Below are 26,243 nucleotides of genomic sequence, written 5' to 3' on the forward strand. Positions count from 1 at the left end.
CCGGAATCCTCCGGTGCGGGCCCCCACGTATGTCAGGTCCTGTGTCAGGCCCGTACGGCGTGCCCGTACGACCTGCCCGTCAGGCCTTGTCGAGGACGGCCATGTCGGCCGGGTCGACGCCGCCGAAGCGCCGGTCGCGCTCGGCGTACTCGACGCAGGCGCGCCACAGGTCGCGGCGGTCGAAGTCCGGCCACAGCACGTCCTGGAAGACCATCTCGGCGTACGCGCTCTGCCAGATCAGGTAGTTGGAGGTGCGCTGCTCGCCGCTGGGCCGCAGGAAGAGGTCCACGTCCGGCATGTCCGGGTAGTAGAGGTACTTCTGGATGGTCCTCTCGGTGATCTTCGCGGGGTCGAGGCGGCCGGCCTTCACGTCCTCGGCCAGCGCCTGCGCCGCGTCCGTGAGTTCCGCGCGACCGCCGTAGTTCATGCAGAAGTACAGGGTGAGTCCGGTGTTGTCCTTTGTCTGCTCCTGCGCGACCTGGAGCTCCTTGGCCACCGACTTCCACAGCTTGGGCATCCGGCCGACCCAGCGCACCCGGATGCCGAGCTCGTCGAGGTGGTCACGGGTCTTGCGGATGAAGTCGCGGTTGAAGTTCATGAGGAAGCGCACCTCCTCGGGCGAGCGCTTCCAGTTCTCGGTGGAGAAGGCGTACAGCGAGATCGCCCCCACGCCCATCTCGATCGCGCCCTGGAGCACGTCGAGCACCTGCTCGGCGCCGACCTTGTGCCCCTCGGTGCGGGGCAGGCCGCGCTCCTTGGCCCAGCGGCCGTTGCCGTCCATGACGATCGCGACGTGCTCCGGGACGAACTCGGGCTGGAGCTTCGGCGGGCGGGCGCCGGACGGGTGCGGCTCGGGAGTCCTGTACTCCCGACGCCGGCGCCCGAGGAGTCGTGCGATGGCCATGGCGTGGTCTCTCCTAGTTCTTCTCTACGTACCGCAGCGAGCGCAGGCCGCGCTCCAGGTGCCAGTGCAGATAGGCGGAAACGAGCCCGCTGCCCTCCCTGACGTGACGCGGCTCGCACGCGTCCGCCGTCGCCCAGTCGCCGGTGAGCAGCGCGCTGAGCAGGCCGATGGCCTCCGCCGAGGGTACGACGCTTCCGGGGACCCGGCAGTCGCCGCAGACGACGCCGCCGGCCCCGACCGAGAAGAAGCGGTTGGGCCCGTGGATCCCGCATCGGGCGCAGTCGTCGAAACTGGGCGCGTAGCCGTTCACGGCGAGGGAGCGGAGCAGGAAGGCGTCGAGGATCAGATGGGGGGCGTGCTCGGCGCGGGCGAGGGTCCGCAGGCCGCCCACGAGCAGCAGGTACTGCTGCACGGCGGGCTCGCCCTCGTGGTCGGTGAACCGTTCGGCCGTCTCCAGCATGGCGGTGCCGGCGGTGTAGCGGGCGTAGTCGGTGACGATTCCGCCGCCGTACGGGGCGATGGTCTCGCTCTGGGTGCAGAGCGGCAGGCCGCGCCCGATCAGTTCGCTGCCCCGCGCGAAGAACTGCACGTCCACGTGTGAGAACGGTTCGAGTCGCGCGCCGAACTTCGACTTGGTGCGCCGTACGCCCCGTGCCACGGCGCGTACGCGCCCGTGACCGCGCGTGAGGAGCGTGATGATGCGGTCCGCTTCACCCAGCTTCTGGGTGCGCAGCACGATGCCGTCGTCGCGGAACAGACTCATGGGCCCATTCTCGCGTACGGGAGGAGGCCCCCGGGCCGTCAGGGCACCTCGCCGCGACTTCGCGCGTTGACGTGGGCCGTGGCGGCGCTGAGCCGCTCGGCCGAGGTCGCCTCCCGGACCCCGTCCGGCTCCACGTGCCACTCACGGCCGCCGCCCAGCGGGCGGATCTGGACGTAGGGCCCTTCGTGCCCCATGACCCTCCCGACCCGCCCGGTGCGGATCTCCACGACGTACGACCCGATGGGCAGTGCGGTCATGACCGGTTCTCCTCCCGCGGTAGGGCGGCGGCGGCGAGCCGCGCCGTTTCCGTCGTGCGGCATCCCCTTCGACGAGCAGCCCTCTGGTCGCCTTCATGAGGTCTTCCCTCACCAACGTATGCCTTTCTGAATCCATTTCCCGCTTCGCCTCTCCAGGGCGGGTGGAATCCGTGGAATCGGCGGACGCGCGGTCCGGGCAACTGCGGGGCCCGGCGGGGGAGTTAATCCTTGGCCAAGGGCGGCCGGGTGAGTTCTCCGGAAGTCGGCGGAGCTCTTCTGCCGAACCGGCGGTATTTTCGGACGGGCGCGACGGAAAGCCATCGGCACGGTGCCGAACGCCTTGTATGCGGGGAAGCGAGAATCCCCGGACGCGAGAATGACGGCCGCGCTTTCGGGGGCTGACGGCGCGGGGCCGCCGGCCGTACGATCCGGACCATGTCGATCATCGCGTCCATACCCGTCCTCAAGGGCCACGGCAGCACCGTCCTGAGCGCCGCCCCCGAAGGGCTGCTCCTGGAGCGCCCCGGCGAGGAGCTCACGATCCCCGGCGAGGCCGTCGCCCGGGTGCGGGCCGAAGGACGGTCCGTCGCCGTCGAACTCCGGGCTCCGGCCGGGGCCGCGCCGGTGGTGCAGCGGATCGAGGGCGCGGACGAGACGGCGGCGGCCGCCTTCGCCGACGGCGTGAACTCGCTGCTGCTCGATCCTGAGGAGGAGGTCGACGGCGCCGCCATGCTGGTCCTCAGGACCCTCAGGACGCGCCGGTCCCGGAGGGCCCTGCGTCGGACCAAGTGGTACGCCCTCGGCAGCCTCGTGACGGTCGTCGTCCTGTCCGTGATCGGCGGCGTCGCCGGAGGTTTCGTCTATCCCGTCGCCATCGTCCCGGTCGGTGCCATCACGGCCGTGGCCCTCGGGGCCGGTGTGTACGAGGCGGGGGTGTGGAAGTACAGGCGGCGGGTGCGCGGGCACGGAGTGAGGGAGTTCGCCCGTCCGTCCAACGTGCCGGGGACCTACCTCTACGTCGACGGATCCGGGATCACCCGCACCGTGTCCGCCGTCGGCCACGGGCCGTACCTGGAGATCGTCTACGACGCGCAGGACCCGGCGGAGGTCTTCACGCTGAAGCCGGGGCTGATGCAGCGTCTCGACATCTGGGTGGGGACGTTCCTTCTCGTCTGCGGGCTCTGCGGCGTCGCGTCGCTCGTCCTGATGACGATCGAGGCGCTCGCCGGGAGCGGGTCCTAGCCACCCTTGGGGTAGTCATAAGTTCGGCTTATGAGTCCATAGACCGGGGGCGGGTACCACTCCACGCGATGCGTTATTTAGGGTGACCTAAGTGTCGGCGGCCTCGCCGCCACGTCGCTTGCGAAGGGAACCCCGTCATGCCCCGCCCCCTCCGGGTCGCGATCGTCGGCGCCGGCCCCGCCGGAATCTACGCCGCCGATGCGCTGCTGAAGTCCGAGGCCGCCGCCGAGCCGGGTGTGTCCATCGACCTCTTCGAGCGGATGCCCGCTCCCTTCGGCCTCATCCGCTACGGCGTCGCCCCCGACCACCCGCGCATCAAGGGCATCATCACCGCCCTCCACCAGGTCCTCGACAAGCCGCAGGTCCGCCTGTTCGGCAACATCGACTACGGCACCGACGTGCACCTCGACGACCTGCGCGCCTTCTACGACGCGGTGGTCTTCTCGACCGGCGCCATGGCCGACCGCCCGCTGGACATCCCGGGCGTCGAGCTCGACGGCTCGTACGGCGCCGCCGACTTCGCCTCCTGGTACGACGGCCACCCGGACGTCCCGCGCACCTGGCCGCTCGAAGCGGAGAAGGTCGCCGTCCTCGGCGTCGGCAACGTGGCCCTCGACATCGCCCGCATCCTCGCCAAGACCGGCGACGAGCTGCTGCCGACCGAGATCCCCGCGAACGTGTACGAGGGGCTCAAGGCCAACAAGGCCCTGGAGATCCACGTCTTCGGGCGCCGCGGCCCGGCCCAGGCCAAGTTCAGCCCCATGGAGCTGCGCGAACTGGACCACTCCCCCACCATCGAGGTCATCGTCAACCCCGAGGACATCGACTACGACGACGGCTCGATCGCCGAGCGCCGCAAGAACAAGCAGACCGACATGGTCGCCAAGACCCTGGAGAACTGGGCGATCCGCGACGTCGGCGACCGCCCGCACAAGCTCTTCCTGCACTTCTTCGAGTCGCCCGTCGAGATCCTCGGCGAGGACGGCCGGGTCGTCGGCCTGCGCACCGAGCGCACCGAGCTGGACGGCACGGGGAACGTCAGGGGCACCGGCGCCACCACGGACTGGGACGTCCAGGCCGTCTACCGCGCGGTCGGCTACCTCTCCGACGAGCTGCCCAAGCTCCCCTGGGACACCGCGAGCGGCACCGTGCCGGACGTCGGCGGCCGGGTGGTCGAGGAGACCGGCGAGCACATGGCCTCCACCTACGTCACCGGCTGGATCCGGCGCGGCCCCGTCGGCCTCATCGGCCACACCAAGGGCGACGCCAACGAGACCGTGAAGAACCTCCTGGAGGACTTCGCCCACGGGCGTCTGCTCACCCCCGACGCCCCCGAGGAGGACGCGGTCGTGTCCTTCCTGGAGGGCAAGGGCCTCACGTACACGACGTGGGAGGGCTGGTACGCCCTGGACGCCGCCGAGAAGGCGCTCGGCGAGCCGCAGGGCCGCGAGCGCGTGAAGATCGTCGAGCGCGAGGACATGCTGCGCGCGAGCGGCGCGATCGACTGACGCCCCCGCGGGCGGGCCCCCGCCTCTTCCCGGTCCTACTCTGAAAGGACCGGGAAGAGGCGAGAGCCATGTCCGCACCCACGATCCACACCCCGGCCACGCCACGCGCGGCCGACGTCGTCGAGCGCGCCAGGGACGCCGCGGCCCGTGAGTCCTGGGCCGAGGCGTACGCGCTCCTGCACGCACACGACCTGCACCCCTCGCGCGGTCTGACCGCCGACGACCTCTCCGTCCTCGCCGACGCCGCCTGGTGGTCGGGGCACGTCGACGAGTCCGTCACCGCCCGGCTCCGGGCGCACGCCGCCTGTCTGGCGGCCGACGACCACCGGGGCGCCGGGCTCGCCTCCTGGTGGCTGCACTACGAGTACCTGGGCCTCGGACGCCCGGCCGCGGCCGCCGGCTGGCTCCACCGGGCCAGGCACCACCTGGAGGACCTGCCGGACTGCCCCGAGCAGTGCTTCCTGGCCTGGAGCGACGCCGAGGAGGCCCAGGCGCACGGCGACCACGAGGCCGCCCTGGCCGCGACCCACCGGATGACCGCCCTCGCCCTCGGCTCGGGCAGCCCCGACCTGCTCGCCCTCAGCCGCCAGGCCGAGTCCCGCGTCCTCCTCGCGGCCGGCCGCAGGACCGAGGCCCTCGCCCTCCTCGACGACGCGATGTGCGCGGTGTCGGCGGGCGAACTGAGCGGCATGTTCACGGGCTGGCTGTACTGCCTGGCCCTGACCCAGTGCATGGAGGCGGCCGACTTCGGCCGGGCGGTGGAGTGGACGAACGCGGCGATGGAATGGTGCGCCCCGCCCTGGCCGACCCACCCGCCGACGGACGACCGGGCGGCCCCCTCCGCCACGGGGGCCGCCGCGGAGGGGGCCGCCGAGCCCGGCGGCCGTGCGGATGCGGCGGGCGGCTCGGACGGCCGTACGGGAGCGGTGGACCGCCCTGCCGGCCGTACGGAGTCGGTCGACGGCCTCACCGCTCGTACGGGCCCGACGACCGCCGGCCTCGCCCCCGTGCCCCCCACCGCCTCGGGCCCCGCGCCCGGCCCCGGGCAGCTCCCCATGGCCGTGCCCTCCGGCGAGAACCCGTTCCGGGGGGTGTGCCGGGCCCACCGGGTCGAGGTGCTCGACCTTCTCGGGGTCTGGGCGCTCGCCGAGGCGGAGGCCCGGCAGGCCTGCCGGGAGGTGCCGGTGGACTGCCTGGAGTCGGCCGCAGCCGCCTACTACGCCGCCGGTGACGTCCAGCGCCGCCAGGGCCGCCTGGACGCCGCCGCCGTCTCGTACGGGCACGCCCACGAACTCGGCCGGATCCCGCAGCCGGGCCTCGCGCTGCTGCGCCTGGCGCAGGGCCGGGCCGACGCGGCGGTCGCGGGCGTCGACCTGGCCCTGGCCTGCCGCGGTGACGCCCGCCACGACCTCCTGGGCCGGGCCCGTCTGCTCGCCGCCCGCACCGAGGTGGCCCTCGCGGTCCGTGACGTACCGGGGGCGGCGGACGCGGCGGCGGACCTCGACGCCCTGGCCGGTGACGTGCCCCTGCTTCGGGCCCTGGCCGACACGGCGCTCGGTTCGGTGGCGCTGGCCGAGAGGAGCGCTGACGCGCCACGCCTGCTGCGGCGGGCGCTCGCCGGATGGCTGGAGCTCCGGGTGCCGTACGAGGCCGCTCAGGTGCGGATGCTGCTCGCGGCGGTGGACCGGGCAGGGGGCGACGAGGAGGCCGCCCGCCTGGAGCTGGGCTCCGCGCGGGCCGTGTTCGAGCGCCTCGGGGCGGTGCCGGACGCCCGGCGCGCGGCGGCGCTGCTCTCCGGCGGGGCGCGGCGGCGGCTGCCGGGCGGGCTGACCGCACGGGAGGCGGAGGTGCTGCGGCTCGTCGCCTCGGGCGGGACGAACAAGGACATCGCCCGCGACCTGGTGATCAGCGAGCACACGGTCGCCCGCCATCTGAACAACATCTTCGCCAAGCTGGGCGTCGGCTCCCGCGCCGCCGCCACGGCGTACGCGTACGCGCACGGCCTGATCTGAACGGCCGCCCCCGGCCCGGACGGGCCACCGGGTCCAGACTCCTGGTCCGAACGGCCCATTCGTGACGGGCGCCGGCCATGGGTGGTTCGGGCGATGCGTGCCCCGGGGCCGCGGGGCTACACCGGAACCATGACCACCCTCACCGATCCCCTGGACACGCTCCGCGGTGCCGTGCGCGGCACCGTCGTGACCCGTGGCGACCCGTCGTACGACGTGTCCCGCCGGGTCTACAACGCCCTGCACGACCGCCGTCCCGCTGTCGTCGTCCATGCCGTGGACGCCGCCGACGTGATCGCGGCGGTGCTCTACGCCCGGGAGCACGACCTGCCGCTCGCCGTGCGCGGCGGCTCCCACGCCGTGGCCGGATTCGGCACCGTGGACGACGGTCTCGTCGTCGACCTGTCCCGGATGCGGGGCGTCCGGGTCGACCCGCTGGCCCGCGTCGCGCGGGCGGAGGGCGGCGCCACCTGGGGCGACTTCAACCACGCCACCCACGCGTTCGGGCTCGCCACCACCGGCGGGGTGATCTCCACGACCGGCGTCGGGGGTCTGACGCTCGGCGGCGGCATGGGCCACCTCTCCCGGCGCTACGGCCTGAGCTGCGACAACCTGGTCGCGGCCGACGTGGTGACCGCCGAGGGCCTCCAGGTGTCCTGCGACGCGGAGCGGCATCCGGACCTGTACTGGGCGCTGCGGGGCGGGGGCGGCAACTTCGGGGTCGCGACCTCGCTGGCGTTCCGGGTGCATCCGGTCGCGGACGTCTTCGGCGGCCTGAGCTGCTACCCGCTCGACGCGGGGGTGGCCCGTGCCTGGCAGGAGGCGGTCACGGCCGCGCCCGAGGAGCTGAACTCGATCCTCGTCCTGGCACTCGGCCCCGAGGAACCGTTCCTGCCGGAGCGCTGGCACGGCCGCCCGATCTGCGCCGCGTTCACCTGCTTCAGCGGCCCGGAGAAGGAGGACGGGAAGGTCCTCGCGCTCCTCGACGGACTCGGCCCGGTGATCGGCCGGTTCATGGAGCGGATGCCGTACCCGGCGATCAACACCTTCTTCGACGAACAGCTGCCCCCGGGGCTCCACCACTACTGGAAGGGCAACTTCAGCCGCGACCTCTCGGACGGCGCCATCGCCGCGCACATGGAGTACGGCGCGACGATGCCGTCACTGGAGTCGGACACGGCGGTCTTCCCGATCGACGGGGCCTGCCACCGGGTGGGCCCGCGGGAGACCGCGTTCGCCTACCGGGACGCCTCCTTCTCCCACTCCTTCGGCGCCACCTGGACCGACGCGGCGGACTCGGAGCGGAACATCGCCTGGACCCGCGCCTACGACAGGGCGCTGCGCCCGCACACCCAGGAGGGCGGGTACGTCAACTTCATGGACAGCGACGACCAGGACCGGGTGCGGGTCAACTACCGCCAGAACTGGGACCGGCTGCGGGACGTGAAGCGCCGCTACGACCCGGACAACGTGTTCCGGCTCAACCAGAACATCGTCCCGTAGGCCCCCGCGACGGCTCCTACGACACGGTCCTCGCCGAGGCGAGGAGCCGGACGGTGTCGTCGGGAGCGAGCGCCAGCGCGTTCCCGACGGTCCCGAGGACCTCCTGCTCGGCCGGGCTGTAGGCGCCGTCGGCGAGGGCGATCCGGGCGGCCTGGAGCAGGATCGACTCCCGCCCGGCGGCCGCCAGGTGCGGGGCGAGCGGCTCAAGGGCCTCGTGGAGCTCGATCGCGAGGAGCGTCCCCTCGGGGTTGACCTCGGGCATGAAGCGTCCGGTGTCGGCCGCCAGGGCCTCCACGAGGTCGACGAGCTGGACGGCCGTGCACTCGGCGAAGCCGGCGGACCGGACCGCGCTCACGGCCCGGTCCAGGGCCTCACGGGAGTCGGTGCCGCCGGCCGCGAGCACGGCGAGGGCGACGGTGTGCACGGCGTCCCGCAGCATCGCGGAGAAGCGGCTCGTCGTCGGGTGGTCGAGCACCTCCGTGCCGAAGCGCGTGTGGCAGGCCGCGCACTCGACGACGGGGCCCGTACAGCCCCGGGGCAGGACAGGGACGCCCAGGACGGCGAACCTGCGGCGGCCGGTGCGGCGCCGGTAGTTCCGGTCGCCACCGCACTCCTCGCAGAAGAACTCGCCGTCCCCGACGGTGTTCCAGGAGGTACGGATTCCGCAGATGCCCACCTTCGCACCGCGTGGATTCCGGGCAGACCGCATACGCACCTCCTCAACCGCCCGGCTTCGCTGCCGGCGTTGGCGTGATGTTAGCCACATCCTTGATGTGGCGTCAGCACCTCGTCGCGACTTCGCCGTGGAGATGGCCGAGACACGTCACCGCCCAGGGGGCGCGGCGGCGACGTTTCGCGAAGGCCAGGAAGCCTCCGGCGCCGAGAACGGCGGCCGCCGCGCCGCCGCTCGCGCCGGGCGCGATGGCCGAACCGGCCGCCGCGAGATCACCCTCCGGGGTGGCGGACGGCGTGGACCGCTCCCGACCCGGCGTGCCACTGCCCCGCACCGTGGAGGAGGCGCGGGGCGGTGGTCGCGGTGCGGGTCAGCGCGCGGAACGGTTGACCGCCGAGATGACCGCCTTCAGGGAGGCACGGGTCGTGTTGGCGTCGATGCCGATGCCCCACAGGACCTTGCCGTCGATGGCGCACTCGATGTACGAGGCGGCCTGCGCGGAGGCGCCCTCGCTCATCGTGTGCTCCTGGTAGTCCAGCAGGCGGGCGTCCACGCCGACCGCCTGCAGGGCGGCGAAGAAGGCGGAGATCGGGCCGTTGCCGGAGCCGGACAGGACGGTGTCGACGCCGTCGACGACCGCCTCGACGGTCAGGGTGTCCGTGCCGTCGGTGTCGGAGGTGGTCTGGCCGGAGCGCAGCTGGATGCGGCCCCAGCGGGCCGCCGCGTCGTCCGGGTTCGGCAGGTACTCGTCCTGGAACGCCGCCCAGATCGCGGCCGGCGTGACCTCGCCGCCCTCGGTGTCCGTCTTCTGCTGGATGATCTTCGAGAACTCGATCTGCATCCGGCGGGGCAGGTCCAGCTTGTGGTCGTTCTTCAGGACGTACGCGATGCCGCCCTTGCCGGACTGCGAGTTGACCCGGATGACGGCCTCGTAGGAGCGGCCGACGTCCTTGGGGTCGATGGGCAGGTACGGCACCGCCCACTCGATCTCGTCGACGGTCTTGCCGGCGGCGGCCGCGTCGGCCTCCATGGCGTCGAAGCCCTTCTTGATGGCGTCCTGGTGGGAGCCGGAGAAGGCGGTGTAGACCAGGTCGCCCGCGTAGGGGTGGCGCGGGTGGACCTCCATCTGGTTGCAGTACTCGCTGGTCCGCCGGACCTCGTCGATCTGCGAGAAGTCGATCTGCGGGTCGACGCCCTGGCTGAACAGGTTCATGCCCAGGGTCACCAGGTCGACGTTGCCGGTGCGCTCGCCCTGGCCGAACAGACAGCCCTCGATGCGGTCGGCACCGGCCATGACGGCCAGCTCGGCCGCGGCCACGGCCGTGCCGCGGTCGTTGTGCGGGTGGACCGACAGGCAGATGTACTCGCGGCGGGTCAGGTGCCGGGACATCCACTCGAACCGGTCCGCGTGCGTGGACGGCGTCGAACGCTCCACGGTGGCGGGCAGGTTCAGGATGATCTCGCGGCCCGGACCGGGCTGCCAGACGTCGCAGACCGCCTCGCAGACCTCCAGGGCGAAGTCCAGCTCGGTGTCGGTGAAGATCTCCGGGCTGTACTGGTAGCCGAAGACCGTCCGCTCGTCGAGCAGCTTCTCCGCGTACTCCATGACCAGGCGGGTGCCGTCCACGGCGATCTGCTTGATCTGCTCCTTCGAGCCGCGGAAGACGACCCGGCGGAAGGTGGGCGCGGTGGCGTTGTACAGGTGGACGGTGGCGCGCTTCGCGCCGACCAGGGACTCCACGGTCCGCTCGATCAGGTCCTCACGGGCCTGGGTCAGGACGGAGATGGTGACGTCGTCCGGGATGGCGCCCTCTTCGATGATGGAGCGCACGAACGCGAAGTCGGTCTCGCCGGAGGACGGGAAGCCGACCTCGATCTCCTTGTAGCCCATGCGGACGAGCAGGTCGAACATCTCGCGCTTGCGGGCCGGGGACATCGGGTCGATCAGGGCCTGGTTGCCGTCGCGCAGGTCGGTGGACAGCCAGCGGGGGGCCTTGGTGATCCGCCGCTCCGGCCAGGTGCGGTCCGGGATCTCCACGGCCTCGTAACGGCCGTACTTGTGGATCGGCATCCCGGACGGCTTCTGCAGCTGCGTCGCGTTGGTGACGGGCGTGGGGCGACCGATGAAGGGGGACTGGGACATCGCGTAGGGCTCCTCGGGTCCGAAAAAGAAGGACGGCCGACTGTCGAACGCAACGCCAGGTCCCGCGGGGAGGGGGTCGGCCTACGACTACAGGCCCTCGCCGCGGCGGCTAAGGAGAAGCAGCCCGAAACGCATGATGTGCCGCAGCTTAGCCCAGGGACAGTGAGGCGGACGTGCCGTTCCAGTATGCGGGACGGCCCCCGCGTCAATCCCGAACAGTGACGCATCACTCCATTTCACCAATCCTCGTCGCAACCAGTGACAGGTGTCTCACGCAGTGCCACATTGCGGGCATGACTCCGCACTCCCCCGTCTTCTGCTCGATCGTCCCTCCGCACCTCCTGGAGCACCTGGCGCACTCCTCGAACCCGGCCGTCGCCGCCGCCGCCCGCCGCACCCTCATCGCGGACGCATCGGCCCGGACGTTCCGGGTGCTGCCGCTGCCCGGGGCCACGCCCACGCTCGCCCCCACGGAGGCGGGCCGCCCGCACCGCACCGTCTACGACTGCCGGCACGGCACGGACCTGCCGGGCGAGCGGGTCCGCGCGGAGGGCGAGGAGGCGACCGGGGACGCCACCGTCAACCGGGCGTACGCGGGTCTGGGCGCCACCTTCGACCTCTTCCTGAACGCCTTCGGGCACGACTCGATCGACGGCGCGGGGCTGCCGCTGCACGCCTCCGTCCACTACGACGAGAACTACGGCAACGCCTTCTGGAACGGCGAGCAGATGGTGTTCGGCGACGGCGACGACCAGGTCTTCCTCGACTTCACCCTGCCCGTGGACGTCATCGGCCACGAACTGGCCCACGGCTTCACCCAGTACTCGGCGAACCTGGAGTACTTCAGCCAGTCCGGCGCCCTCAACGAGTCCGTGTCCGACGTCTTCGGCTCGCTGGTCAAGCAGTACGCGCGCGGGCAGAGCGCCGAGGAGGCCGACTGGCTCATCGGCGAGGGCCTCTTCCACCCGGACGTGGAGGGCACGGCGCTGCGCTCCATGAGGGCGCCCGGCACCGCGTACGACGACGACGTCCTCGGCAAGGACCCGCAGCCCGCCCACATGGACGACTACGTCCGCACCGGCCGCGACAACGGCGGGGTGCACATCAACTCCGGCATCCCCAACCACGCCTTCTACCTGGCCGCGACCGAACTCGGCGGCAACGCCTGGGAGCGGGCCGGACGCATCTGGTACGACGTGATGACCGGCGGCACGCTCACCCCCGAGGCCCGCTTCTCCGAGTTCGCCGCGGCCACGGTCGCGGCGGCGAGGGCGCGGTTCGGCGACGGCGAGGAGATCCAGGCGGTCCTGAAGGCCTGGGCGGCGGTGGGGGTGCCCACCGACTGAGCGGCTGGTAGACAGGGGCACATGCGGATTCGAGTGCGGCGCACGGGCGGTTTCGCCGGCATCGAGCGGTCGGCGGAGGTGGACACCTCCGGCCGGCCGGACGCCGACGACTGGCACACCCTGGCCGAGGCGGTCCTCGACGGCGGGAACGACGAGGGCGTCGACGACGGGGGCCGGGGCGTGCCGGACGGATTCTCGTACGAGATCACCGTCGACGGCCGGACGGTCCACTGCGGCGACCCGCGCCTCACGGAAACGCAGAGGACCCTCATCACGAGGGTCCTCAAGGAAGGCGCCTAGGGTCTCCCGGACACGCCCCCGGGCCCGGGTCGACGGATCAGAAGCCGAGCTTCCGCAGCTGCTTCGGGTCGCGCTGCCAGTCCTTCGCGACCTTCACGTGGAGGTCGAGGAAGACGGGGGTGCCGAGCAGGGCCTCGATGTGCTTGCGGGACTTCATGCCGACCTCCTTCAGGCGGCTGCCCTTGGGACCGATGATGATGCCCTTCTGGCTGGGGCGCTCGATGTAGACGTTGGCGTGGATGTCCAGCAGCGGCCGGTCCGCCGGACGGTTCTCGCGCGGGATCATCTCCTCGACGACCACCGCGATCGAGTGCGGCAGCTCGTCCCGTACGCCTTCGAGCGCGGCCTCGCGGATCAGCTCCGCGACCATGACCTGCTCCGGCTCGTCCGTGAGGTCGCCCTCCGGGTAGAGCGGCGGGGACTCCGGGAGCAGCGGGACCAGGAGGTCGGCGACGAGCTGGACCTGGGTGTCGCCGACGGCCGAGACCGGGACGATCTCCGCCCATTCGAAGCCCAGCTCCTTGCTGAGCTGGTCGACCGCGATGAGCTGCTCGGCGAGCGCCCTGGAGTCGACGAGGTCCGTCTTGGTGATGACGGCGACCTTCGGGGTCTTCTTGATCCCGGCGAGCTCCTTGACGATGAACCGGTCGCCGGGGCCGAGCTTCTGGTCGGCGGGCAGGCAGAAGCCGATGACGTCGACCTCGGCCCAGGTGGTGCGCACGATGTCGTTGAGCCGCTCGCCCAGGAGGGTGCGCGGCTTGTGGAGGCCGGGGGTGTCCACCAGGATCAGCTGGGCCTCCGGGCGGTGCACGATGCCCCGGACGGTGTGCCGGGTGGTCTGCGGCCGGTTCGAGGTGATGGCCACCTTCTGGCCGACCAGAGCGTTCGTGAGGGTGGACTTGCCCGCGTTGGGGCGGCCGACGAAGCAGGCGAAGCCGGCCCGGTGGACGGCTTCGGTTTCTTGGTTGCGAGCGCTCATGGGGGCCATTGTCCCCGATGAGCGCCCGCCTCACGTACGCGCGTGCGCTCCGGATCCGGAACGGACCCCGTCGGGCCGCCGTGTCCGCCGTCCGACGAGGCCCGCCGCACCCCCCGCGAGCAGGGCCGCGGCGGGCAACCGGGGCAGGGCGAGGAAGGACACGGCGCCGGTTTCCCTGTCGTCCTTCGGGGTGGCGGTGAGGTCCGTCGTACGGGGCTCAGCCCGCGGTGACCGCCGCCCGCAGCCGCCCGTCGGGGCCGGCGAGCAGCACCGGGGTCCCGGGGCCGCCGAGGTCGCGTACCGCCGCGCGGTCCTCGTCCGTGGCGGCACCGGCGTCCGAGACGACGGCCGCCGCCTCCAGGGACTGGGCGCCGCTGGCCACCGCCATCGCGACCGCGGTCCGCAGCGCGCTCAGCCTGAGCGACTCCAGCTCCACCGTCCCCGCCACGTAGGTGCGGCCGGTCTCGTCCCGTACGGCCGCGCCCTCGGGCACACCGTTACGCGCGCGGGCGCTCCGCGCCAGGGTGATGATCTTGAGGTCCTCGGCGCCGAGGTCGCCGTGCTCGCTGCTGAGTGTCATGCCCCGAGCATAGGCCGGGGCCTTCCGGCGGGTCAGGGGCGGTCGAGGCGGAGCCGTACCGCCTTGGGGAGACCCGCGACCACCAGGTCGTACGAGTCCTCGACGAGCTCCCGGACCATCCGGTCCGGGAGCCCCGCGACCGTCACCGTGTTCCAGTGGCGCTTGCTCATGTGGTAGCCGGGTGCGATCGCCGGGTGCTCCTCGCGGAGGCGCACCGCCTCGTCCGGGTCGCATTTGAGATTGACCCGCAGCGGCTCGGCATCGAGCGCCGACAGCGCGAACAGCTTCCCGGCGACCTTGAAGACGGAGGTCTCGGGGCCGAACGGGAACTCCTCCCTCGCGTCGTCGAAGCCGAGACAGAAGGCACGCAGCTCGTCGGGGGTCACTCCGGCGTCCCCTCCGGTTCCAGCGGCTCCACGAGAACGGTGACGATCTTGTTCCGCCGGCCGGCCGGGGACTCGGCCGTCAGCCGCAGCGCACGCCCGTCCGGCAGCTTCACCACGGCCTTCGCACCCGCGATCGGCACCCGGCCCAGCGCCTTCGCGAGCAGCCCGCCGACGGTCTCCACGTCCTCGTCGTCGTACTCGTCGGGGCCGAGACCGTACAGCTCGCCCAGGTCCCCGATGTCGAGACGGGCGGTGACCCGGTGGCGGTCGTCGCCGAGGTCCTGGACCGGCGGCAGCTCACGGTCGTACTCGTCGGTGATCTCGCCGACGATCTCCTCCAGGATGTCCTCGATGGTGACGATCCCGGCCGTGCCCCCGTACTCGTCGATGACGACGGCGACGTGGTTGCGCTCCTGCTGCATCTCGCGCAGCAGGTCCCCGGCGTTCTTGGTGTCGGGCACGAAGGCGGCGGAACGCATCGCGGTGGCCACCAGGTCGCCCTCGGCGTCCCGGTTGACGTGCGTCCTGCGGGCCAGGTCCTTCAGATACACGATGCCGACGATGTCGTCCTCGTTCTCACCGGTGACCGGGATACGGGAGAAGCCGGAGCGCAGCGCGAGCGTGAGGGCCTGACGGATCGTCTTGAACCGCTCGATGCAGACCAGATCCGTACGGGGCACCATCACCTCCCGGACGAGCGTGTCGCCCAGCTCGAAGACGGAGTGCACCATCCGGCGCTCCTCGTCCTCGATCAGCGACTCCTGCTCCGCGAGGTCGACCATGGCCCGCAGCTCCGCCTCGGAGGCGAAGGGGCCCTTGCGGAAACCCTTGCCGGGCGTCAGCGCGTTGCCGATGAGGATGAGCAGCTGCGGGATCGGCCCCATGATCCGGGCCAGCGGAAGCAGGACGTACGCGGCGGCCGTCGCGGTGTTCAGCGGGTGCTGGCGGCCGATCGTGCGCGGGGAGACGCCGACGGCCACGTACGAGACGAGGACCATGACGGCGATGGCGATGAGCAGCGCCTCCCAGGTCTCGGGGAAGGCTTCGAGGCAGGCGTACGTGACGAGGACGCCGGCCGCCATCTCGCAGGCGACGCGCACCAGCAGCGCCACGTTGAGGTAGCGGGTGGGGTCGGAGGCGATCTGCGCCAGTTTCGCCGCTCCGCGCCGCCCGGACCGTACGGCCTCGGCGGCGCGGAAGCTGGTGACACGGGCGAGTCCGGCCTCGGCGCAGGCGGCGAGCCAGGCGACGACGACCAGGGCCACGGCGCCGAGGATCAGTGACATGTCCATCGGGGTCAGGAGACGGTCGGCGCGGGAGACGGGCCGGTCAGGCCCTTCTCCGCGCGCCAGCCGTCGACGATCGCCGCCTGGAGGCCGAACATCTCGGCCTTCTCGTCGGGCTCCTCGTGGTCGTACCCGAGGAGGTGCAGCACGCCGTGGACGGTGAGGAGCTGCAGCTCCTCGTCCATGGAGTGCTCCGTCGGCGCGTCCTTGCCCTGCTGGGTGGCGACCTCGGGGCAGAGCACGATGTCGCCGAGGAGCCCCTGCGGGGGCTCGGCGTCGTCCTTCGCCGGAGGGCGCAGTTCGTCCATCGGGAAGGACATGACGTCCGTCGGTCCCGGCAGGTCCATCCACTGGATGTGGAGCTGCTCCATCGCCTCCGCGTCCACGACGATCACCGAGAGCTCGGAGAGCGGGTGGATGCGCATGCGCGCGAGCGCGTAGCGGGCGATGTCGAGGATCGCCTGCTCGTCGACCTCGGTACCGGACTCGTTGTTGACGTCGATCGACATGTGTTCTGCGTTCTACTTCCCGTTGCGGCCGCGCCGGTGCTCACCGCGGCTGTCGTCGCGGCTCTCGGTGCGGAGGTCGTACTGCTCGTACGCGTCGACGATACGGCCGACGAGCCTGTGCCGGACGACATCCTGCGACGTGAGCGCCGAGAAGTGCACGTCCTCGACACCTTCGAGGATGTCCCGGACCTGCCGCAGACCGCTCTTCGTCCCGTTCGGCAGGTCGACCTGGGTGACGTCACCGGTGATGACGATCTTCGAGTCGAAGCCGAGGCGGGTGAGGAACATCTTCATCTGCTCGGGGTTCGTGTTCTGCGCCTCGTCGAGGATGATGAACGCGTCGTTGAGGGTGCGGCCCCTCATGTACGCCAGCGGCGCGACCTCGATCGTGCCCGCCGCCATCAGCTTGGGAATCGAGTCGGGGTCGAGCATGTCGTGCAGGGCGTCGTAGAGCGGGCGCAGGTACGGGTCGATCTTCTCGTAGAGCGTGCCGGGCAGGAAGCCGAGGCGCTCGCCGGCCTCGACGGCCGGGCGGGTCAGGATGATCCGGGTGACCTGCTTGGACTGCAGGGCCTGGACCGCCTTCGCCATCGCGAGATAGGTCTTGCCGGTGCCGGCCGGGCCGATGCCGAAGACGATCGTGTGCTTGTCGATCGCGTCGACGTACCGCTTCTGGTTGAGCGTCTTGGGGCGGATCGTGCGGCCCCGGTTGGACAGGATGTTCTGCGTGAGGACCTCGGCGGGGGTCTCGTCCCCGCCCTCCGATCCGTTCTCGCTCGCCCTGAGCATGGCGATCGAGCGTTCCACTGCGTCCTCCGTCATCGGCTGACCGGTGCGGAGCACCAGCATCATCTCGTCGAACAGGCGCTGGATCAGCGCGACTTCCGCCGCGTCGCCGACCGCGCTGACCTGGTTGCCCCGGACGTGGATGTCGGCCCGCGGGAACGACCGCTCGATCACACGGAGCAGCGCGTCACCGGAGCCGAGGAGGCTGACCATGGGGTGCTTGGCGGGGACGGTGAAGTGGGCGCGGGCTTCGCCGGGCGCGCCGTTGGGGGATGTGGGTGTCTGAGTCATGGGCCGGCACTGGGGCCTGCACACACCTCCCGTTGCAGGGCTGTCGCCGCTCGACGGCCTCCGGAGTACCAAGCCTACGACTCGGGTCCGACAGGCCGTAACGGTTTACGGATGGGCCGCGCGGAAGCCGATCGTGGGCACCGCCCGGCGCAGCGGCCAGGGGCGGCCGGGGGCCGGCAGGAGCCGCTCCAGGAAGGCGTAGCGGGCGCGCAGGGCCTCGGGGTCCTGCATGGCGTGGCCCTGCGCCTGCTGCCACCAGGCGGCGATCTCGCCCCAGGTGGGGGCGGACAGGGAGCCGCCGAACTCCTGGACGGAGAGGGCGGCGGTGAGCCCGGCGAAGGCGAGCCGGTCGGCGAGGGGCCAGTCGGCGAGGGTGCCGGTGACGAACCCGGCGACGAAGACGTCCCCCGCGCCGGTCGGGTCGAGCGCCGAGACCTGGATGGCGGGCACCTCGGCGGTCTCGCCGGTGGCGCCGTCGACGGCGTAGGCGCCTTCGGAGCCGAGGGTGACGACGGCGTAGCGGACCTTGTCGGCGAGGGCGCGGGCGGCGGCCCTGGGGCAGTCGGTGCGGGTGTAGCGCATCGCCTCGGCGGCGTTGGGCAGGAAGGCCTCGCAGTGTTCCAGGTCGGTGAGGCCCGCCAGGTCCCAGCGGCCGGTGTCGTCCCAGCCGACGTCCGCGAAGACCTTGGCGCCGCCGCGGGCGGCCCGGGCGACCCACTCCTCGCCGCGGCCGGGGACCAGGGAGGCGACGGCCGCGCGCGCGTGCGGCGGGTACGCGGGCAGGGCGCCGGTGGCGTCGTCGGGTGGGGCCTCGTGGCCGTGGGAGACCATCGTGCGCTCGCCCTCGTACGCCATGGAGACGGTGACGGGCGAGTGCCACCCCGGGACGGTGCGGGAGAGCGACAGGTCGATGCCCTCGCCCTGCTCCAGCGCGTCCCAGCAGTACTCGCCGTAGTGGTCGTCGCCGAAGGCGGCGGCGAGGGAGGTGCGCAGGCCGAGGCGGGCGAGGGCGGTGGCCATGTTGGCGACGCCGCCGGGGCTCGATCCCATGCCGCGGGCCCAGGACTCGGTGCCGCGGACGGGGGCGCTGTCGAGGCCGGTGAAGATGATGTCGAGGAAGACGGTGCCGGTCAGGAAGACGTCGCAGGCGGGGTCGGTGGGTTCGCGCAGGCACACCAGCGGGTCGACTCCGGCGTCGTGCTGCGGCTGGTCTCCCCTTGCTGTGGTCACGGCGGACTCCCCGGTCGTGGTGCGGCGGATCGGCACCGTGGTGCCGATCCGGACAGTGTGCCCGATGGGGGTGGAGGGACGGGGAGACGCGACACGGCTTCGCGCGTTGCCCTCTCCCCGTCCTCGAACCCGGGTCCCCGCGGGCCGCCGTCGCGTGGCCACCCCGCCCGTCGGCGTTCAGCTCCAGGCGCCTACGCCCGCCCGCCCCCGAACTCGTACGCCTCGACCTCCGCCAGGTACCGCGCCCGCCGAGGCTCGTCGTCCTCGAGGAACGACGCCAGGAACGAGTTGCGCGCCAGGTCCCGCAGCTGCTCCGGCTCAAGCCCCAGCGCCTCCCGCACCCCCGCGAAGTTGTCCCCCACGTACCCCCCGAAGTACGCCGGATCGTCCGAGTTGACGGTGACGAGCAGCCCCGCCGCCATCATCGCCGGCAGCGGATGGTCGGCGAGCGTGTCGATCACGCGGAGCCGTACGTTCGACAGCGGGCAGAGGGTGAGCGGCACCCGCTCCCTGGCCAGTCGGTCGACGAGCTCCGGGTCCTCCATGCAGCGAAGGCCGTGGTCGATCCGCTCCACGCCGAGGACGTCGAGGGCCTCCCGCACATAGGCGGCGGGGCCCTCCTCGCCCGCGTGGGCGACCCTGCGGAGACCGAGCGCCGCGGCGGCCTCGTACACCGCGCGGAACTTCGCCGGCGGGTGGCCGACCTCCGCCGAGTCGAGGCCGACGCCGGTGATGCGGTCCAGGTACGGCTTCGCGGCCTCCAGGGTCGCGAGCGCCGACTCCGCCGACTCGTCGCGCAGGAAGCACATGATGAGCCGGGTGGAGATCCCGTACCGCTCCTCGGAGCGTTCCAGGGAGGTGCTCAGGCCCTCGACGACGGTGCCGAGGGGGACGCCCCGCGCGGTGTGCGCCTGCGGGTCGAAGAAGATCTCGGCGTGCCGGACGCCCTGGGCCGCGGCCCGCTCCAGATAGGCGTCGGTGAGTTCGGTGAAGTCGTCGGCGGTGCGCAGCACGGCCATCAGGCCGTAGTAGAGGTCGAGGAAGGACTGGAGGTCGCTGAAGCGGTACGCGCGGCGCAGTTCCTCGGTGTCCGCGTACGGCAGGGTGACGCCGTTGCGCGCGGCGAGGGCGAAGGCCAGCTCGGGTTCGAGGGTGCCTTCGATGTGGAGGTGCAGTTCGGCCTTGGGTACGGGCATGGTCACGTTCGTTTCGGTACGGGGACCCTCATGAGGTCCTGGGCAATGCTCAGTTCGCCGTCGAACCCGGCGGCCCGCGCCTGCCGCTCGAACTCGGCCGGGTCGGAGTAGCGCTGCGAGAAGTGGGTCAGGACGAGATGCCGTACGCCCGCGTCGCGGGCGACCTTCGCGGCCTGTCCTGCCGTCAGATGGCCGTGGTCGGTGGCGAGGCGGACGTCCTCGTCGAGGAAGGTCGACTCGATGACGAGCAGGTCGGCGCCCTCGGCGAGGGCGTCCACGCCGTCGCAGAGCCGGGTGTCCATGACGAAGGCGAAGCGCTGCCCGTGCCGGATCTCGCTGACCTCGTCGAGGCTCACCCCGTCCAGGACGCCCTCGCGCTGGATCCGGCCCACGTCGGGGCCCTTGATGCCGTGCGCGGCCAGCTTCTCGGGCAGGATGCGGCGCCCGTCGGGCTCGGTGAGCCGGTAGCCGTACGACTCGACGGGGTGCGAGAGCCGGACCGCGTCGAGGGTGTACGCCTCGGTGACGGCGAGCGGCCCGTCGGCGGCGACGGGCGACTCGGTCAGCTTCACGGTCTCGCGGTAGGCCGTCGCGTACCGCAGGCGCTCGAAGAAGTGCTGCCCGCTCGCCGGGTAGTGCGCGGTGACCGGGTGCGGGACCTGGTCGAGGTTGATCCGCTGGATCACCCCGGCCAGGCCGAGCGAGTGGTCGCCGTGGAAGTGGGTCACGCAGATCCGGTGGAGGTCGTGCGCGGCGACCCCGGCCCGCAGCATCTGGCGCTGGGTGCCCTCACCGGGGTCGAAGAGGATGCCCTGTCCGTCCCAGCGGAGCAGATAGCCGTTGTGGTTGCGGTGCCGGGTCGGGACCTGGCTCGCGGTCCCGAGGACGACCAGTTCGCGTACGGACACGGGTTATCCGGGGGGCCAGTTGAGGCCGCGGCCGCCGAGCACGTGCGCGTGGACGTGGAAGACGGTCTGGCCCGCGCCCGCGCCGGTGTTGAGCACGATGCGGTAGCCGCCGGCGTCGGTCTTCTCCTGGGCGGCGACCTCTCCGGCCTCGCGCAGCAGGTCGGCGGCGACGGTCGGGGCGCCGGCGGCGAGCGACGCGGCGTCCGGGTAGTGGACGCGGGGGATCACGAGGACGTGGGTCGGCGCCTGCGGGTTGATGTCGCGGAACGCGACGGTCGTCTCCGTCTCGCGCACGATCGTCGCGGGCACCTCGCCCGCCACGATCTTGCAGAACAGGCAGTCGCTCTGCGGCTCTCCGGCCATGGCCCTGGGCCTCCTCGCCTCGTCGGTCACTCCACGCGCATGCTATCCGCCGCCTCCGACATCCCCGGTCCCGAGGCCGTCAGTCCTTGGGAGCGCGCCGGTTCAGGGCCGAGCGGCTCACCCAGTACGTGATGATCACGGCCCAGAACAAGGGGCTGCCGAGCCCGCCGATCAGCCCCGCGTCGAACGACCACAGGGCCATCGTCACCACCGAGTAGAGGCCGAGCAGTCCCACGGCCGTCGCCATCGCGATCACCGGCCTGCAGGAACGCGCCACGAGGAACATGGGGCGGCGCAGCCGGGGCGGCACCCGCCGGCCCATCCACAGCACCCAGCCGCCCCAGGCGCAGAGGAGCACGCCCGCGCCGATCACGAAGGGGACGACCGCCTCGGCGCCGGTGGCTCCGGAGCGGACCGGCGCGGTGCCGAACGTGGAGGCCACGAAGCCGAGCAGGGCCACCCAGCGTGACCCGGCGACGGTGTTCCAGGCCATGGCCTCCAGGTTGTAGCGGGCCTTGCGGTCCTGGAGGTCGAGCGCGGCGGAGGCGACGAAACCCTCGGCGGCCTGCGTCCAGGCCCCGCGCCGGAACCAGCGGCGGCGCAGCCGCAGCAGCGACAGGTTGTTGTGGGCCTCGCTGCTCTGCGGGTTGAGCCGCAGCGTCGTCTCGTACGCCCGCTGGGCGGTGGCGTGGTCGCCCCGGCGCTGGGCGGTGAGCCCGACCAGGAAGTGGGCGGCGTCCTCCTCGGGGGCGAGGCTGACGGCTGCCCGCGCCGCCTCGTACGCCTCGACGGCACGCGCGGACGCACGCGCGTGCTCCCCGAACTGGGCGAGGGCGGTGCCGAGGGCGTAGTGGGTGCCCCAGTACTGCGGGGCGAGCTGGACGGCGTACCGGGCGGAGGCCTCGGCTTCCTGGAACCGCCGCAGGCCCAGCAGGATCTGGACGCGCATCAGCCAGGCCGTCAGCAGCTCGGGTCGGGCGCCGAGCGCCCGGTCCACGGCGTCGAGGGCGGCCGGGTGGTCCTCGGAGCGGTGGTGGCAGCGCGCGAGCAGGACCAGCGCCTCGGCGTCCTCCGGTTCGGTCGCCAGGTGCTGGGCGACGAGCTCGCCCGCCTGCGCGTACCGCCCGGTGTCGTACAGGGCCTCGGCGCGCAGGAGGGCGGTCGGGGCGGTCACAGCTTGCGCTTCCGCTTGAGGTGGGCGAGGAGGTCGTCGTACAGGCCGCCCTCGTTGGCGAACATGGCGACGTTCCTCGCGGCGGCGAACCACGGCTCCGTGGACGGCTTGATCTGCTTGGCCGCGCCGAGCAGGTCCTTGGTGGTGATGAGGCGTACGCGGCCGCTGCGGGCGGAGTCGAGGAGCGCGGCCTCCGCTGCGGTCTCGCAGACGTGGGCGAGGTCGGCGCCGGAGAAGTCCTCGGTGGCCTTGACCAGTTTGCCGAGGTCGACGGCCTCGATGGGGCGCTCGCGCAGGTGGTAGCGGAGGATCGCCTCGCGCGCGGTGGAGTCCGGCGGGAGCACGAGCAGGGTGCGGTCGAGGCGGCCGGGGCGGCGGAGCGCGATGTCCACGTCCCAGGGCACGTTGGTGGCGGCGAGGACGAAGACGCCCTCGTTGCCGGCGCCGCTCGCGATGCCGTCGAGCTCGGTGAGGAGCTGGTTGACGACGTTGCGCAGACCGCTGGAGTGGGTGCGGGAGCGCTTGGCGCCGAGGGCGTCCAGTTCGTCGAGGAAGACGACGCAGGGGGCCTGGCGGCGGGCGGTCTCGAAGATGTCGTGGATGTTCTTCTCGGAGGCGCCGATCCACATGTCGAGGACGTCGGAGAGCGAGACGGTGAGGAAGTTCGCGCCGAGTTCACCCGCGACGGCCCGCGCGATGAAGGTCTTGCCGCAGCCGGGAGGCCCGTAGAGGAGGAGGCCGCCACGGAGCGACTTGCCGTACAGGCGGCGCAGTTCGGGGTTGCGCATGGGCGCGAGGAACGCGGCTTCGAGGCGGTCCTTGACCTCCTCCATGCCGCCGACGTCGGCGAGGCGTACGGCGCCGGGGGCGTCGACGTCCCAGGCGGCGGCGTCACCGGCGCGCCCCTCGCCGTCGGCGGCCTGCGGGTCCTCCAGGAACCGGGGCCCGACGAGGTCCTGGACCTGCTGCTCGGCGGCGTCCCAGTCGAAGGAGGACCGGTCGCCGACGGGCGGCTCGGGCTGCACGGGCGGCTCGGCGGGGGTGTCGGCGGGCGCGGGGGCGTCCGCGGCCGGGTCGGCGGGCACGGGGAGGTCGGTGGCCGGGTCGGCGGGCACGGCCGGGCCGGGCCGCTCGGTCGTCGGAGCGGAGGCGGCCACCGGGGGGACGCCCATCGCCCGCATCATCAGCGCCCGCGCGTCCGCGTCCCCCGGCGCGTGCTGGAGGGCGACGGCCGCCTCCGCGACGGCCTCGTCGTGACGTCCCTCGGAGAGGAGGAGTTCGGCGAAGTGAAGACGCAGGGGTACGTCGCCGGGGGCGGCGGCCACGGCGGCGCGCAGACTGCGGATCAGAGGGGACTCGTCGGCCATGCGGCCACCTTATGGAGGCGCGGGGGACCACCGTCCACCGGGTGCGGTACGGGCGGGAGCGTAGGGTGCGCCGCATGAGACGATCGCGGGCGCCCCGCAGGCTGACGGTGGACGGGTCGGTGTGGCTCTGGAACGTCGGCCACACGCACCCGGAGTGCCTGACGTACCTCACCCTCCGCCCGGCCGAGACCCGCCACACCGGTCTCCGGCTCGTCTTCCGGAGCGGCCCCGGCCGTATCACCGGCGGGTACACGATGGGCGACGGCGAGGTGGCCGCCGCGGACGGCGGCTGGCTCAACCTCAACGAACCGGGCGTGGTCCGCCGCTTCCTCGACGAGGCCTCGGCCCGTGACCTCTTCCCGGCCACGCACGGCATACGGGAGACGGACGGCTGGCCCCTCTTCGACGCCCTGACCAGGCCGGACGGACGGGAGAACGGCTAGTACAGGCCGGAGAGCGGCTGGTCGGGCCGGAGACGGGCTGGTGCAGCCGGAGAGCGGTCGGCCTGCCGATACGGCCCCGGCCCCGGCCCGCTGACGTCGGGTACGGCCCCGACCGCCCGCGCACGGCTAGCTCCAGCGCCCCGTCCGCCCCAGCACCAGCGCCGTCGCCGCCGTGCCCGCCGTGGACGTGCGAAGAACGCTGCGGCCCAGGCGGTACGGCTTCGCCCCGGCCTCCTCGAACGCGGCGAGCTCCTGCGGCGAGACCCCGCCCTCGGGGCCGACGATCAGCACGATCGAGCCCTTCTCGGGGAGTTCGGCGGTGGCGAGCGCGCCGCTCGGGTGGTCGCGGTCCTCGTGCAGGACGGCCGCGAAGTCGGCGTCCGCGAGGAGCGCGGCGACCTGCTTGGTCGTCATCAGGTCGGCGATCTCGGGGAACCGGCTGCGGCGCGACTGCTTGCCGGCCTCGCGCGCGGTGGACCGCCACTTGGCGAGCGCCTTGAGGCCCCGGTCGCCCTTCCACTGGGTGATGCAGCGGGAGGCGGCCCACGGGACGACGGCGTCCACCCCGGTCTCCGTCATGGTCTCGACGGCGAGTTCGCCCCGGTCGCCCTTGGGCAGAGCCTGGACCACGGTGATCCGGGGCTCCTCCGGGAGGTCCTCGTGCTCGCCCGAGACCTGGACGGTCAGCCGGTCCTTGCCCTCGGCCGTGAGCACCACGCAGTCGGCCCAGCGGCCGCGGCCGTCGGTGAGGACGAGGTCCTCCCCGCCCTGAAGCCGCTTCACGGAGACGGCGTGCCGCCCCTCGGGCCCGTCGAGGACGAAGGTGCCGGTGCCGGGGACGGTGTCGACGACGAAGACGGGTGCGGTCATGAGGCGCTCCTGTGGGCGGGCCCGGAGAGGTCGGAGAGGGCGGTGTCGAGTTCGGCTGCCAGCACCTCGACCAGCTGCCCGGCGGGGAGTTCGCGGGCGAGCCGATGGCCCTGGCCGGCCCACAGGGCCATGCCCTGGGCGTCGCCCGCGGTGGCGGCGGCCTTGCGGAGCGGGGCGGTGAGGTGGTGGATCTCCGGGTAGGCGGAGGGGGCGTACGGGCCGTGCTCGCGCATGAAGCGGTTGACGAGGCCGCGGGCGGGGCGCCCGGAGAAGGCCCGGGTGAGGGCGGTCCTGGTGAACAGCGGGTCGGTCAGGGCCCGCTTGTGCAGCGGGTGGGCGCCGGACTCGGGGCAGCAGAGGAAGGCGGTGCCGAGCTGGGCGGCCTCGGCCCCGGCGGCGAGGACGGCGGCGATCTGGGCGCCGCGCATGATCCCGCCGGTGGCGACGATCGGCAGCGCGACGCTCTCGCGGATCCGGGTGAGGAGGGCGAGCAGCCCGGTGCCCCGGGCGCCGTCGTCGGCCGGGTCGTCGCGGTACGTGCCCTGGTGTCCGCCGGCCTCGACGCCCTGGACGCAGACGGCGTGGGCGCCCGCGGCCTGGGCGGCGAGGGCCTCGTCGGCGGAGGTGACGGTGACGATCGTGAACGTACCGACGCGGGCGAAGGCGGCGAGCGTCTCGGGCGCGGGGCAGCCGAAGGTGAAGGAGACGACGCGGACCGGGTCCTCCAGGAGGATGGCCAGCTTGGCGTCGTAGGCGTCGTCGCGACCGGCGTCGGTGTCGCCGAGCGGGGTGCCGTACCAGGTGGCCTCGCCGGCGAGCTGGTGGCGGTAGACCTCGACGGCGGCGGGGTCGGCGGGCCGCCCGCTCTGCGGCAGGAAGAGGTTGACGCCGAAGGGGCGTGCGGTGAGCCCGCGTGTCTGCTTGATCTCCTGGTACAGGCCGCCGGCCGTCTTGTACCCGCCGGCCAGGAAGCCGAGCGCCCCGGCCTCGCAGACGGCCCCGACCAGCTCGGGACAGGAACCGCCACCCGCCATGGGGGCCTGCACGATCGGATACCGAGACAGATCGTTCAGTGCGGTGGTGGACATATGGGCATCGTGCCATGCGTCTGCGGCGGTGCCGAATTCGAACGTCAGGTACGGAAGGGGCGGCGCGGACGGGCGGCAGGACGGCGCGGGCAGCCGGAAGGGGGGGCGCCCCCCCCCCCCCGGCCCGCCCCCCCCCCAA

At 72.6% G+C, this 26,243-nt stretch carries 26 protein-coding genes; 7 read left to right on the forward strand and 19 right to left on the reverse strand.

The window, feature by feature from the left end:
• Nucleotides 1-79: 79 nt before the first annotated feature.
• From ACFWV2_RS31545 to ACFWV2_RS31555, 3 genes are read right to left on the reverse strand one after another with little or no spacing between them, the layout of a single operon-like run.
• Entirely contained in the window at nucleotides 80-904 is an 825-nt protein-coding gene (locus tag ACFWV2_RS31545; RefSeq protein WP_384410358.1) for an isoprenyl transferase, read from the reverse strand.
• 13 nt (nucleotides 905-917) lie between these two features.
• A complete protein-coding gene (gene recO / locus ACFWV2_RS31550; protein WP_384410361.1) occupies nucleotides 918-1,667 on the reverse strand; it encodes a DNA repair protein RecO in 750 nt (249 codons plus the stop codon).
• Nucleotides 1,668-1,705: 38 nt separating this feature from the next.
• Nucleotides 1,706-1,924 carry a hypothetical protein gene (locus ACFWV2_RS31555; RefSeq protein ID WP_384410364.1) on the reverse strand — a complete coding sequence of 73 codons (219 nt, stop codon included), beginning with the start codon at nucleotides 1,922-1,924 and terminating at the stop codon, nucleotides 1,706-1,708.
• A 435-nt stretch (nucleotides 1,925-2,359) separates the two neighbouring features.
• Here ACFWV2_RS31555 and ACFWV2_RS31560 point away from each other — a divergent pair, with 435 nt between their 5' ends.
• From ACFWV2_RS31560 to ACFWV2_RS31575, 4 genes are all read left to right on the forward strand, one after another.
• Nucleotides 2,360-3,166 (forward strand): hypothetical protein, encoded by an 807-nt coding sequence (locus tag ACFWV2_RS31560; protein ID WP_384410367.1) that lies wholly within the window; start codon nucleotides 2,360-2,362, stop codon nucleotides 3,164-3,166.
• 137 nt (nucleotides 3,167-3,303) lie between these two features.
• On the forward strand, nucleotides 3,304-4,674 hold the full coding sequence (locus tag ACFWV2_RS31565; protein ID WP_384410370.1) for an FAD-dependent oxidoreductase: 1,371 nt from the start codon (nucleotides 3,304-3,306) through the stop codon (nucleotides 4,672-4,674).
• 68 nt (nucleotides 4,675-4,742) lie between these two features.
• Nucleotides 4,743-6,686: a LuxR C-terminal-related transcriptional regulator gene (locus tag ACFWV2_RS31570; protein WP_384410373.1), complete on the forward strand. Its 1,944-nt coding sequence runs from the start codon at nucleotides 4,743-4,745 to the stop codon at nucleotides 6,684-6,686.
• Between the two features lie 129 nt (nucleotides 6,687-6,815).
• Entirely contained in the window at nucleotides 6,816-8,186 is a 1,371-nt protein-coding gene (locus tag ACFWV2_RS31575; RefSeq protein ID WP_384410376.1) for an FAD-binding oxidoreductase, read from the forward strand.
• 16 nt (nucleotides 8,187-8,202) lie between these two features.
• Here the strand turns inward: ACFWV2_RS31575 and ACFWV2_RS31580 are convergent, their stop codons facing one another.
• Nucleotides 8,203-8,895: a TerB family tellurite resistance protein gene (locus ACFWV2_RS31580; protein WP_384410379.1), complete on the reverse strand. Its 693-nt coding sequence runs from the start codon at nucleotides 8,893-8,895 to the stop codon at nucleotides 8,203-8,205.
• A gap of 334 nt (nucleotides 8,896-9,229) precedes the next feature.
• On the reverse strand, nucleotides 9,230-11,002 hold the full coding sequence (gene leuA, locus ACFWV2_RS31585) for a 2-isopropylmalate synthase (RefSeq protein WP_384410382.1): 1,773 nt from the start codon (nucleotides 11,000-11,002) through the stop codon (nucleotides 9,230-9,232).
• A 293-nt stretch (nucleotides 11,003-11,295) separates the two neighbouring features.
• Between leuA and ACFWV2_RS31590 the strand changes: the two genes are divergently transcribed.
• Both ACFWV2_RS31590 and ACFWV2_RS31595 read left to right on the forward strand, forming a co-directional pair.
• The gene (locus tag ACFWV2_RS31590) at nucleotides 11,296-12,348 is read left to right on the forward strand and encodes a M4 family metallopeptidase (RefSeq protein WP_384410385.1); all 1,053 of its coding nucleotides are present in this window, start codon (nucleotides 11,296-11,298) and stop codon (nucleotides 12,346-12,348) included.
• 21 nt (nucleotides 12,349-12,369) lie between these two features.
• Nucleotides 12,370-12,648, forward strand: a complete 279-nt coding sequence (locus tag ACFWV2_RS31595; RefSeq protein WP_384410388.1) for a protealysin inhibitor emfourin — start codon at nucleotides 12,370-12,372, stop codon at nucleotides 12,646-12,648.
• A gap of 37 nt (nucleotides 12,649-12,685) precedes the next feature.
• On the opposite strand, the gene era is transcribed toward ACFWV2_RS31595, so the two are convergent.
• The 12 genes from era to ACFWV2_RS31655 all read right to left on the reverse strand — a co-directional run bounded on the left by era (nucleotide 12,686) and on the right by ACFWV2_RS31655 (nucleotide 23,703).
• The gene (era, locus tag ACFWV2_RS31600; RefSeq protein WP_384410391.1) at nucleotides 12,686-13,636 is read right to left on the reverse strand and encodes a GTPase Era; all 951 of its coding nucleotides are present in this window, start codon (nucleotides 13,634-13,636) and stop codon (nucleotides 12,686-12,688) included.
• Between the two features lie 208 nt (nucleotides 13,637-13,844).
• A complete protein-coding gene (locus ACFWV2_RS31605; protein WP_384410394.1) occupies nucleotides 13,845-14,207 on the reverse strand; it encodes a cytidine deaminase in 363 nt (120 codons plus the stop codon).
• 32 nt (nucleotides 14,208-14,239) lie between these two features.
• Nucleotides 14,240-14,593, reverse strand: coding sequence for an MmcQ/YjbR family DNA-binding protein (locus tag ACFWV2_RS31610; RefSeq protein WP_384410397.1), 354 nt, complete (start codon nucleotides 14,591-14,593; stop codon nucleotides 14,240-14,242).
• Nucleotides 14,590-15,885, reverse strand: coding sequence for a hemolysin family protein (locus ACFWV2_RS31615; RefSeq protein ID WP_360784138.1), 1,296 nt, complete (start codon nucleotides 15,883-15,885; stop codon nucleotides 14,590-14,592). The genes ACFWV2_RS31610 and ACFWV2_RS31615 overlap by 4 nt, the downstream gene beginning before the upstream one ends.
• Nucleotides 15,886-15,890: 5 nt before the next feature.
• Nucleotides 15,891-16,388, reverse strand: a complete 498-nt coding sequence (gene ybeY, locus ACFWV2_RS31620) for an rRNA maturation RNase YbeY (protein WP_360784142.1) — start codon at nucleotides 16,386-16,388, stop codon at nucleotides 15,891-15,893.
• A gap of 12 nt (nucleotides 16,389-16,400) precedes the next feature.
• Entirely contained in the window at nucleotides 16,401-17,465 is a 1,065-nt protein-coding gene (locus ACFWV2_RS31625; RefSeq protein ID WP_384410401.1) for a PhoH family protein, read from the reverse strand.
• A 105-nt stretch (nucleotides 17,466-17,570) separates the two neighbouring features.
• Complete coding sequence (locus ACFWV2_RS31630; protein WP_384410404.1) at nucleotides 17,571-18,695, reverse strand: PfkB family carbohydrate kinase; 1,125 nt, start codon at nucleotides 18,693-18,695, stop codon at nucleotides 17,571-17,573.
• A gap of 191 nt (nucleotides 18,696-18,886) precedes the next feature.
• Nucleotides 18,887-19,891: an adenosine deaminase gene (locus ACFWV2_RS31635; RefSeq protein ID WP_384410427.1), complete on the reverse strand. Its 1,005-nt coding sequence runs from the start codon at nucleotides 19,889-19,891 to the stop codon at nucleotides 18,887-18,889.
• A gap of 2 nt (nucleotides 19,892-19,893) precedes the next feature.
• Entirely contained in the window at nucleotides 19,894-20,799 is a 906-nt protein-coding gene (locus ACFWV2_RS31640; protein ID WP_384410407.1) for a ribonuclease Z, read from the reverse strand.
• 3 nt (nucleotides 20,800-20,802) lie between these two features.
• On the reverse strand, nucleotides 20,803-21,162 hold the full coding sequence (locus ACFWV2_RS31645) for a histidine triad nucleotide-binding protein (RefSeq protein WP_384410410.1): 360 nt from the start codon (nucleotides 21,160-21,162) through the stop codon (nucleotides 20,803-20,805).
• A gap of 79 nt (nucleotides 21,163-21,241) precedes the next feature.
• The gene (locus tag ACFWV2_RS31650; protein WP_384410413.1) at nucleotides 21,242-22,336 is read right to left on the reverse strand and encodes a tetratricopeptide repeat protein; all 1,095 of its coding nucleotides are present in this window, start codon (nucleotides 22,334-22,336) and stop codon (nucleotides 21,242-21,244) included.
• Entirely contained in the window at nucleotides 22,333-23,703 is a 1,371-nt protein-coding gene (locus ACFWV2_RS31655) for an ATP-binding protein (protein ID WP_384410416.1), read from the reverse strand. The genes ACFWV2_RS31650 and ACFWV2_RS31655 overlap by 4 nt, the downstream gene beginning before the upstream one ends.
• A 74-nt stretch (nucleotides 23,704-23,777) precedes the next feature.
• Here ACFWV2_RS31655 and ACFWV2_RS31660 point away from each other — a divergent pair, with 74 nt between their 5' ends.
• Complete coding sequence (locus ACFWV2_RS31660) at nucleotides 23,778-24,146, forward strand: hypothetical protein (RefSeq protein WP_384410419.1); 369 nt, start codon at nucleotides 23,778-23,780, stop codon at nucleotides 24,144-24,146.
• A gap of 126 nt (nucleotides 24,147-24,272) precedes the next feature.
• Here ACFWV2_RS31660 and ACFWV2_RS31665 read toward each other — a convergent pair whose 3' ends face one another.
• Together ACFWV2_RS31665 and ACFWV2_RS31670 are read right to left on the reverse strand one after the other, a co-directional pair.
• A complete protein-coding gene (locus ACFWV2_RS31665) occupies nucleotides 24,273-25,016 on the reverse strand; it encodes a 16S rRNA (uracil(1498)-N(3))-methyltransferase (RefSeq protein ID WP_384410421.1) in 744 nt (247 codons plus the stop codon).
• A complete protein-coding gene (locus tag ACFWV2_RS31670; protein WP_384410424.1) occupies nucleotides 25,013-26,104 on the reverse strand; it encodes a nitronate monooxygenase in 1,092 nt (363 codons plus the stop codon). The genes ACFWV2_RS31665 and ACFWV2_RS31670 overlap by 4 nt, the downstream gene beginning before the upstream one ends.
• Nucleotides 26,105-26,243 lie beyond the last annotated feature (139 nt).

The sequence above is a fragment of the Streptomyces sp. NPDC058671 genome, assembly GCF_042716475.1.
Lineage (GTDB): Bacteria > Actinomycetota > Actinomycetes > Streptomycetales > Streptomycetaceae > Streptomyces.

Bases quoted from the DNA above. Each gene is read 5' to 3' on its own strand.
- ACFWV2_RS31545 (WP_384410358.1), bottom strand. From the start codon at position 904: ATGGCCATCGCACGACTCCTCGGGCGCCGGCGTCGGGAGTACAGGACT.
- recO (WP_384410361.1), bottom strand. From the start codon at position 1,667: ATGAGTCTGTTCCGCGACGACGGCATCGTGCTGCGCACCCAGAAGCTG.
- ACFWV2_RS31555 (WP_384410364.1), bottom strand. From the start codon at position 1,924: ATGACCGCACTGCCCATCGGGTCGTACGTCGTGGAGATCCGCACCGGG.
- ACFWV2_RS31560 (WP_384410367.1), top strand. From the start codon at position 2,360: ATGTCGATCATCGCGTCCATACCCGTCCTCAAGGGCCACGGCAGCACC.
- ACFWV2_RS31565 (WP_384410370.1), top strand. From the start codon at position 3,304: ATGCCCCGCCCCCTCCGGGTCGCGATCGTCGGCGCCGGCCCCGCCGGA.
- ACFWV2_RS31570 (WP_384410373.1), top strand. From the start codon at position 4,743: ATGTCCGCACCCACGATCCACACCCCGGCCACGCCACGCGCGGCCGAC.
- ACFWV2_RS31575 (WP_384410376.1), top strand. From the start codon at position 6,816: ATGACCACCCTCACCGATCCCCTGGACACGCTCCGCGGTGCCGTGCGC.
- ACFWV2_RS31580 (WP_384410379.1), bottom strand. From the start codon at position 8,895: ATGCGGTCTGCCCGGAATCCACGCGGTGCGAAGGTGGGCATCTGCGGA.
- leuA (WP_384410382.1), bottom strand. From the start codon at position 11,002: ATGTCCCAGTCCCCCTTCATCGGTCGCCCCACGCCCGTCACCAACGCG.
- ACFWV2_RS31590 (WP_384410385.1), top strand. From the start codon at position 11,296: ATGACTCCGCACTCCCCCGTCTTCTGCTCGATCGTCCCTCCGCACCTC.
- ACFWV2_RS31595 (WP_384410388.1), top strand. From the start codon at position 12,370: ATGCGGATTCGAGTGCGGCGCACGGGCGGTTTCGCCGGCATCGAGCGG.
- era (WP_384410391.1), bottom strand. From the start codon at position 13,636: ATGGCCCCCATGAGCGCTCGCAACCAAGAAACCGAAGCCGTCCACCGG.
- ACFWV2_RS31605 (WP_384410394.1), bottom strand. From the start codon at position 14,207: ATGACACTCAGCAGCGAGCACGGCGACCTCGGCGCCGAGGACCTCAAG.
- ACFWV2_RS31615 (WP_360784138.1), bottom strand. From the start codon at position 15,885: ATGGACATGTCACTGATCCTCGGCGCCGTGGCCCTGGTCGTCGTCGCC.
- ybeY (WP_360784142.1), bottom strand. From the start codon at position 16,388: ATGTCGATCGACGTCAACAACGAGTCCGGTACCGAGGTCGACGAGCAG.
- ACFWV2_RS31625 (WP_384410401.1), bottom strand. From the start codon at position 17,465: ATGACTCAGACACCCACATCCCCCAACGGCGCGCCCGGCGAAGCCCGC.
- ACFWV2_RS31635 (WP_384410427.1), bottom strand. From the start codon at position 19,891: ATGCCCGTACCCAAGGCCGAACTGCACCTCCACATCGAAGGCACCCTC.
- ACFWV2_RS31645 (WP_384410410.1), bottom strand. From the start codon at position 21,162: ATGGCCGGAGAGCCGCAGAGCGACTGCCTGTTCTGCAAGATCGTGGCG.
- ACFWV2_RS31655 (WP_384410416.1), bottom strand. From the start codon at position 23,703: ATGGCCGACGAGTCCCCTCTGATCCGCAGTCTGCGCGCCGCCGTGGCC.
- ACFWV2_RS31660 (WP_384410419.1), top strand. From the start codon at position 23,778: ATGAGACGATCGCGGGCGCCCCGCAGGCTGACGGTGGACGGGTCGGTG.
- ACFWV2_RS31665 (WP_384410421.1), bottom strand. From the start codon at position 25,016: ATGACCGCACCCGTCTTCGTCGTCGACACCGTCCCCGGCACCGGCACC.
- ACFWV2_RS31670 (WP_384410424.1), bottom strand. From the start codon at position 26,104: ATGTCCACCACCGCACTGAACGATCTGTCTCGGTATCCGATCGTGCAG.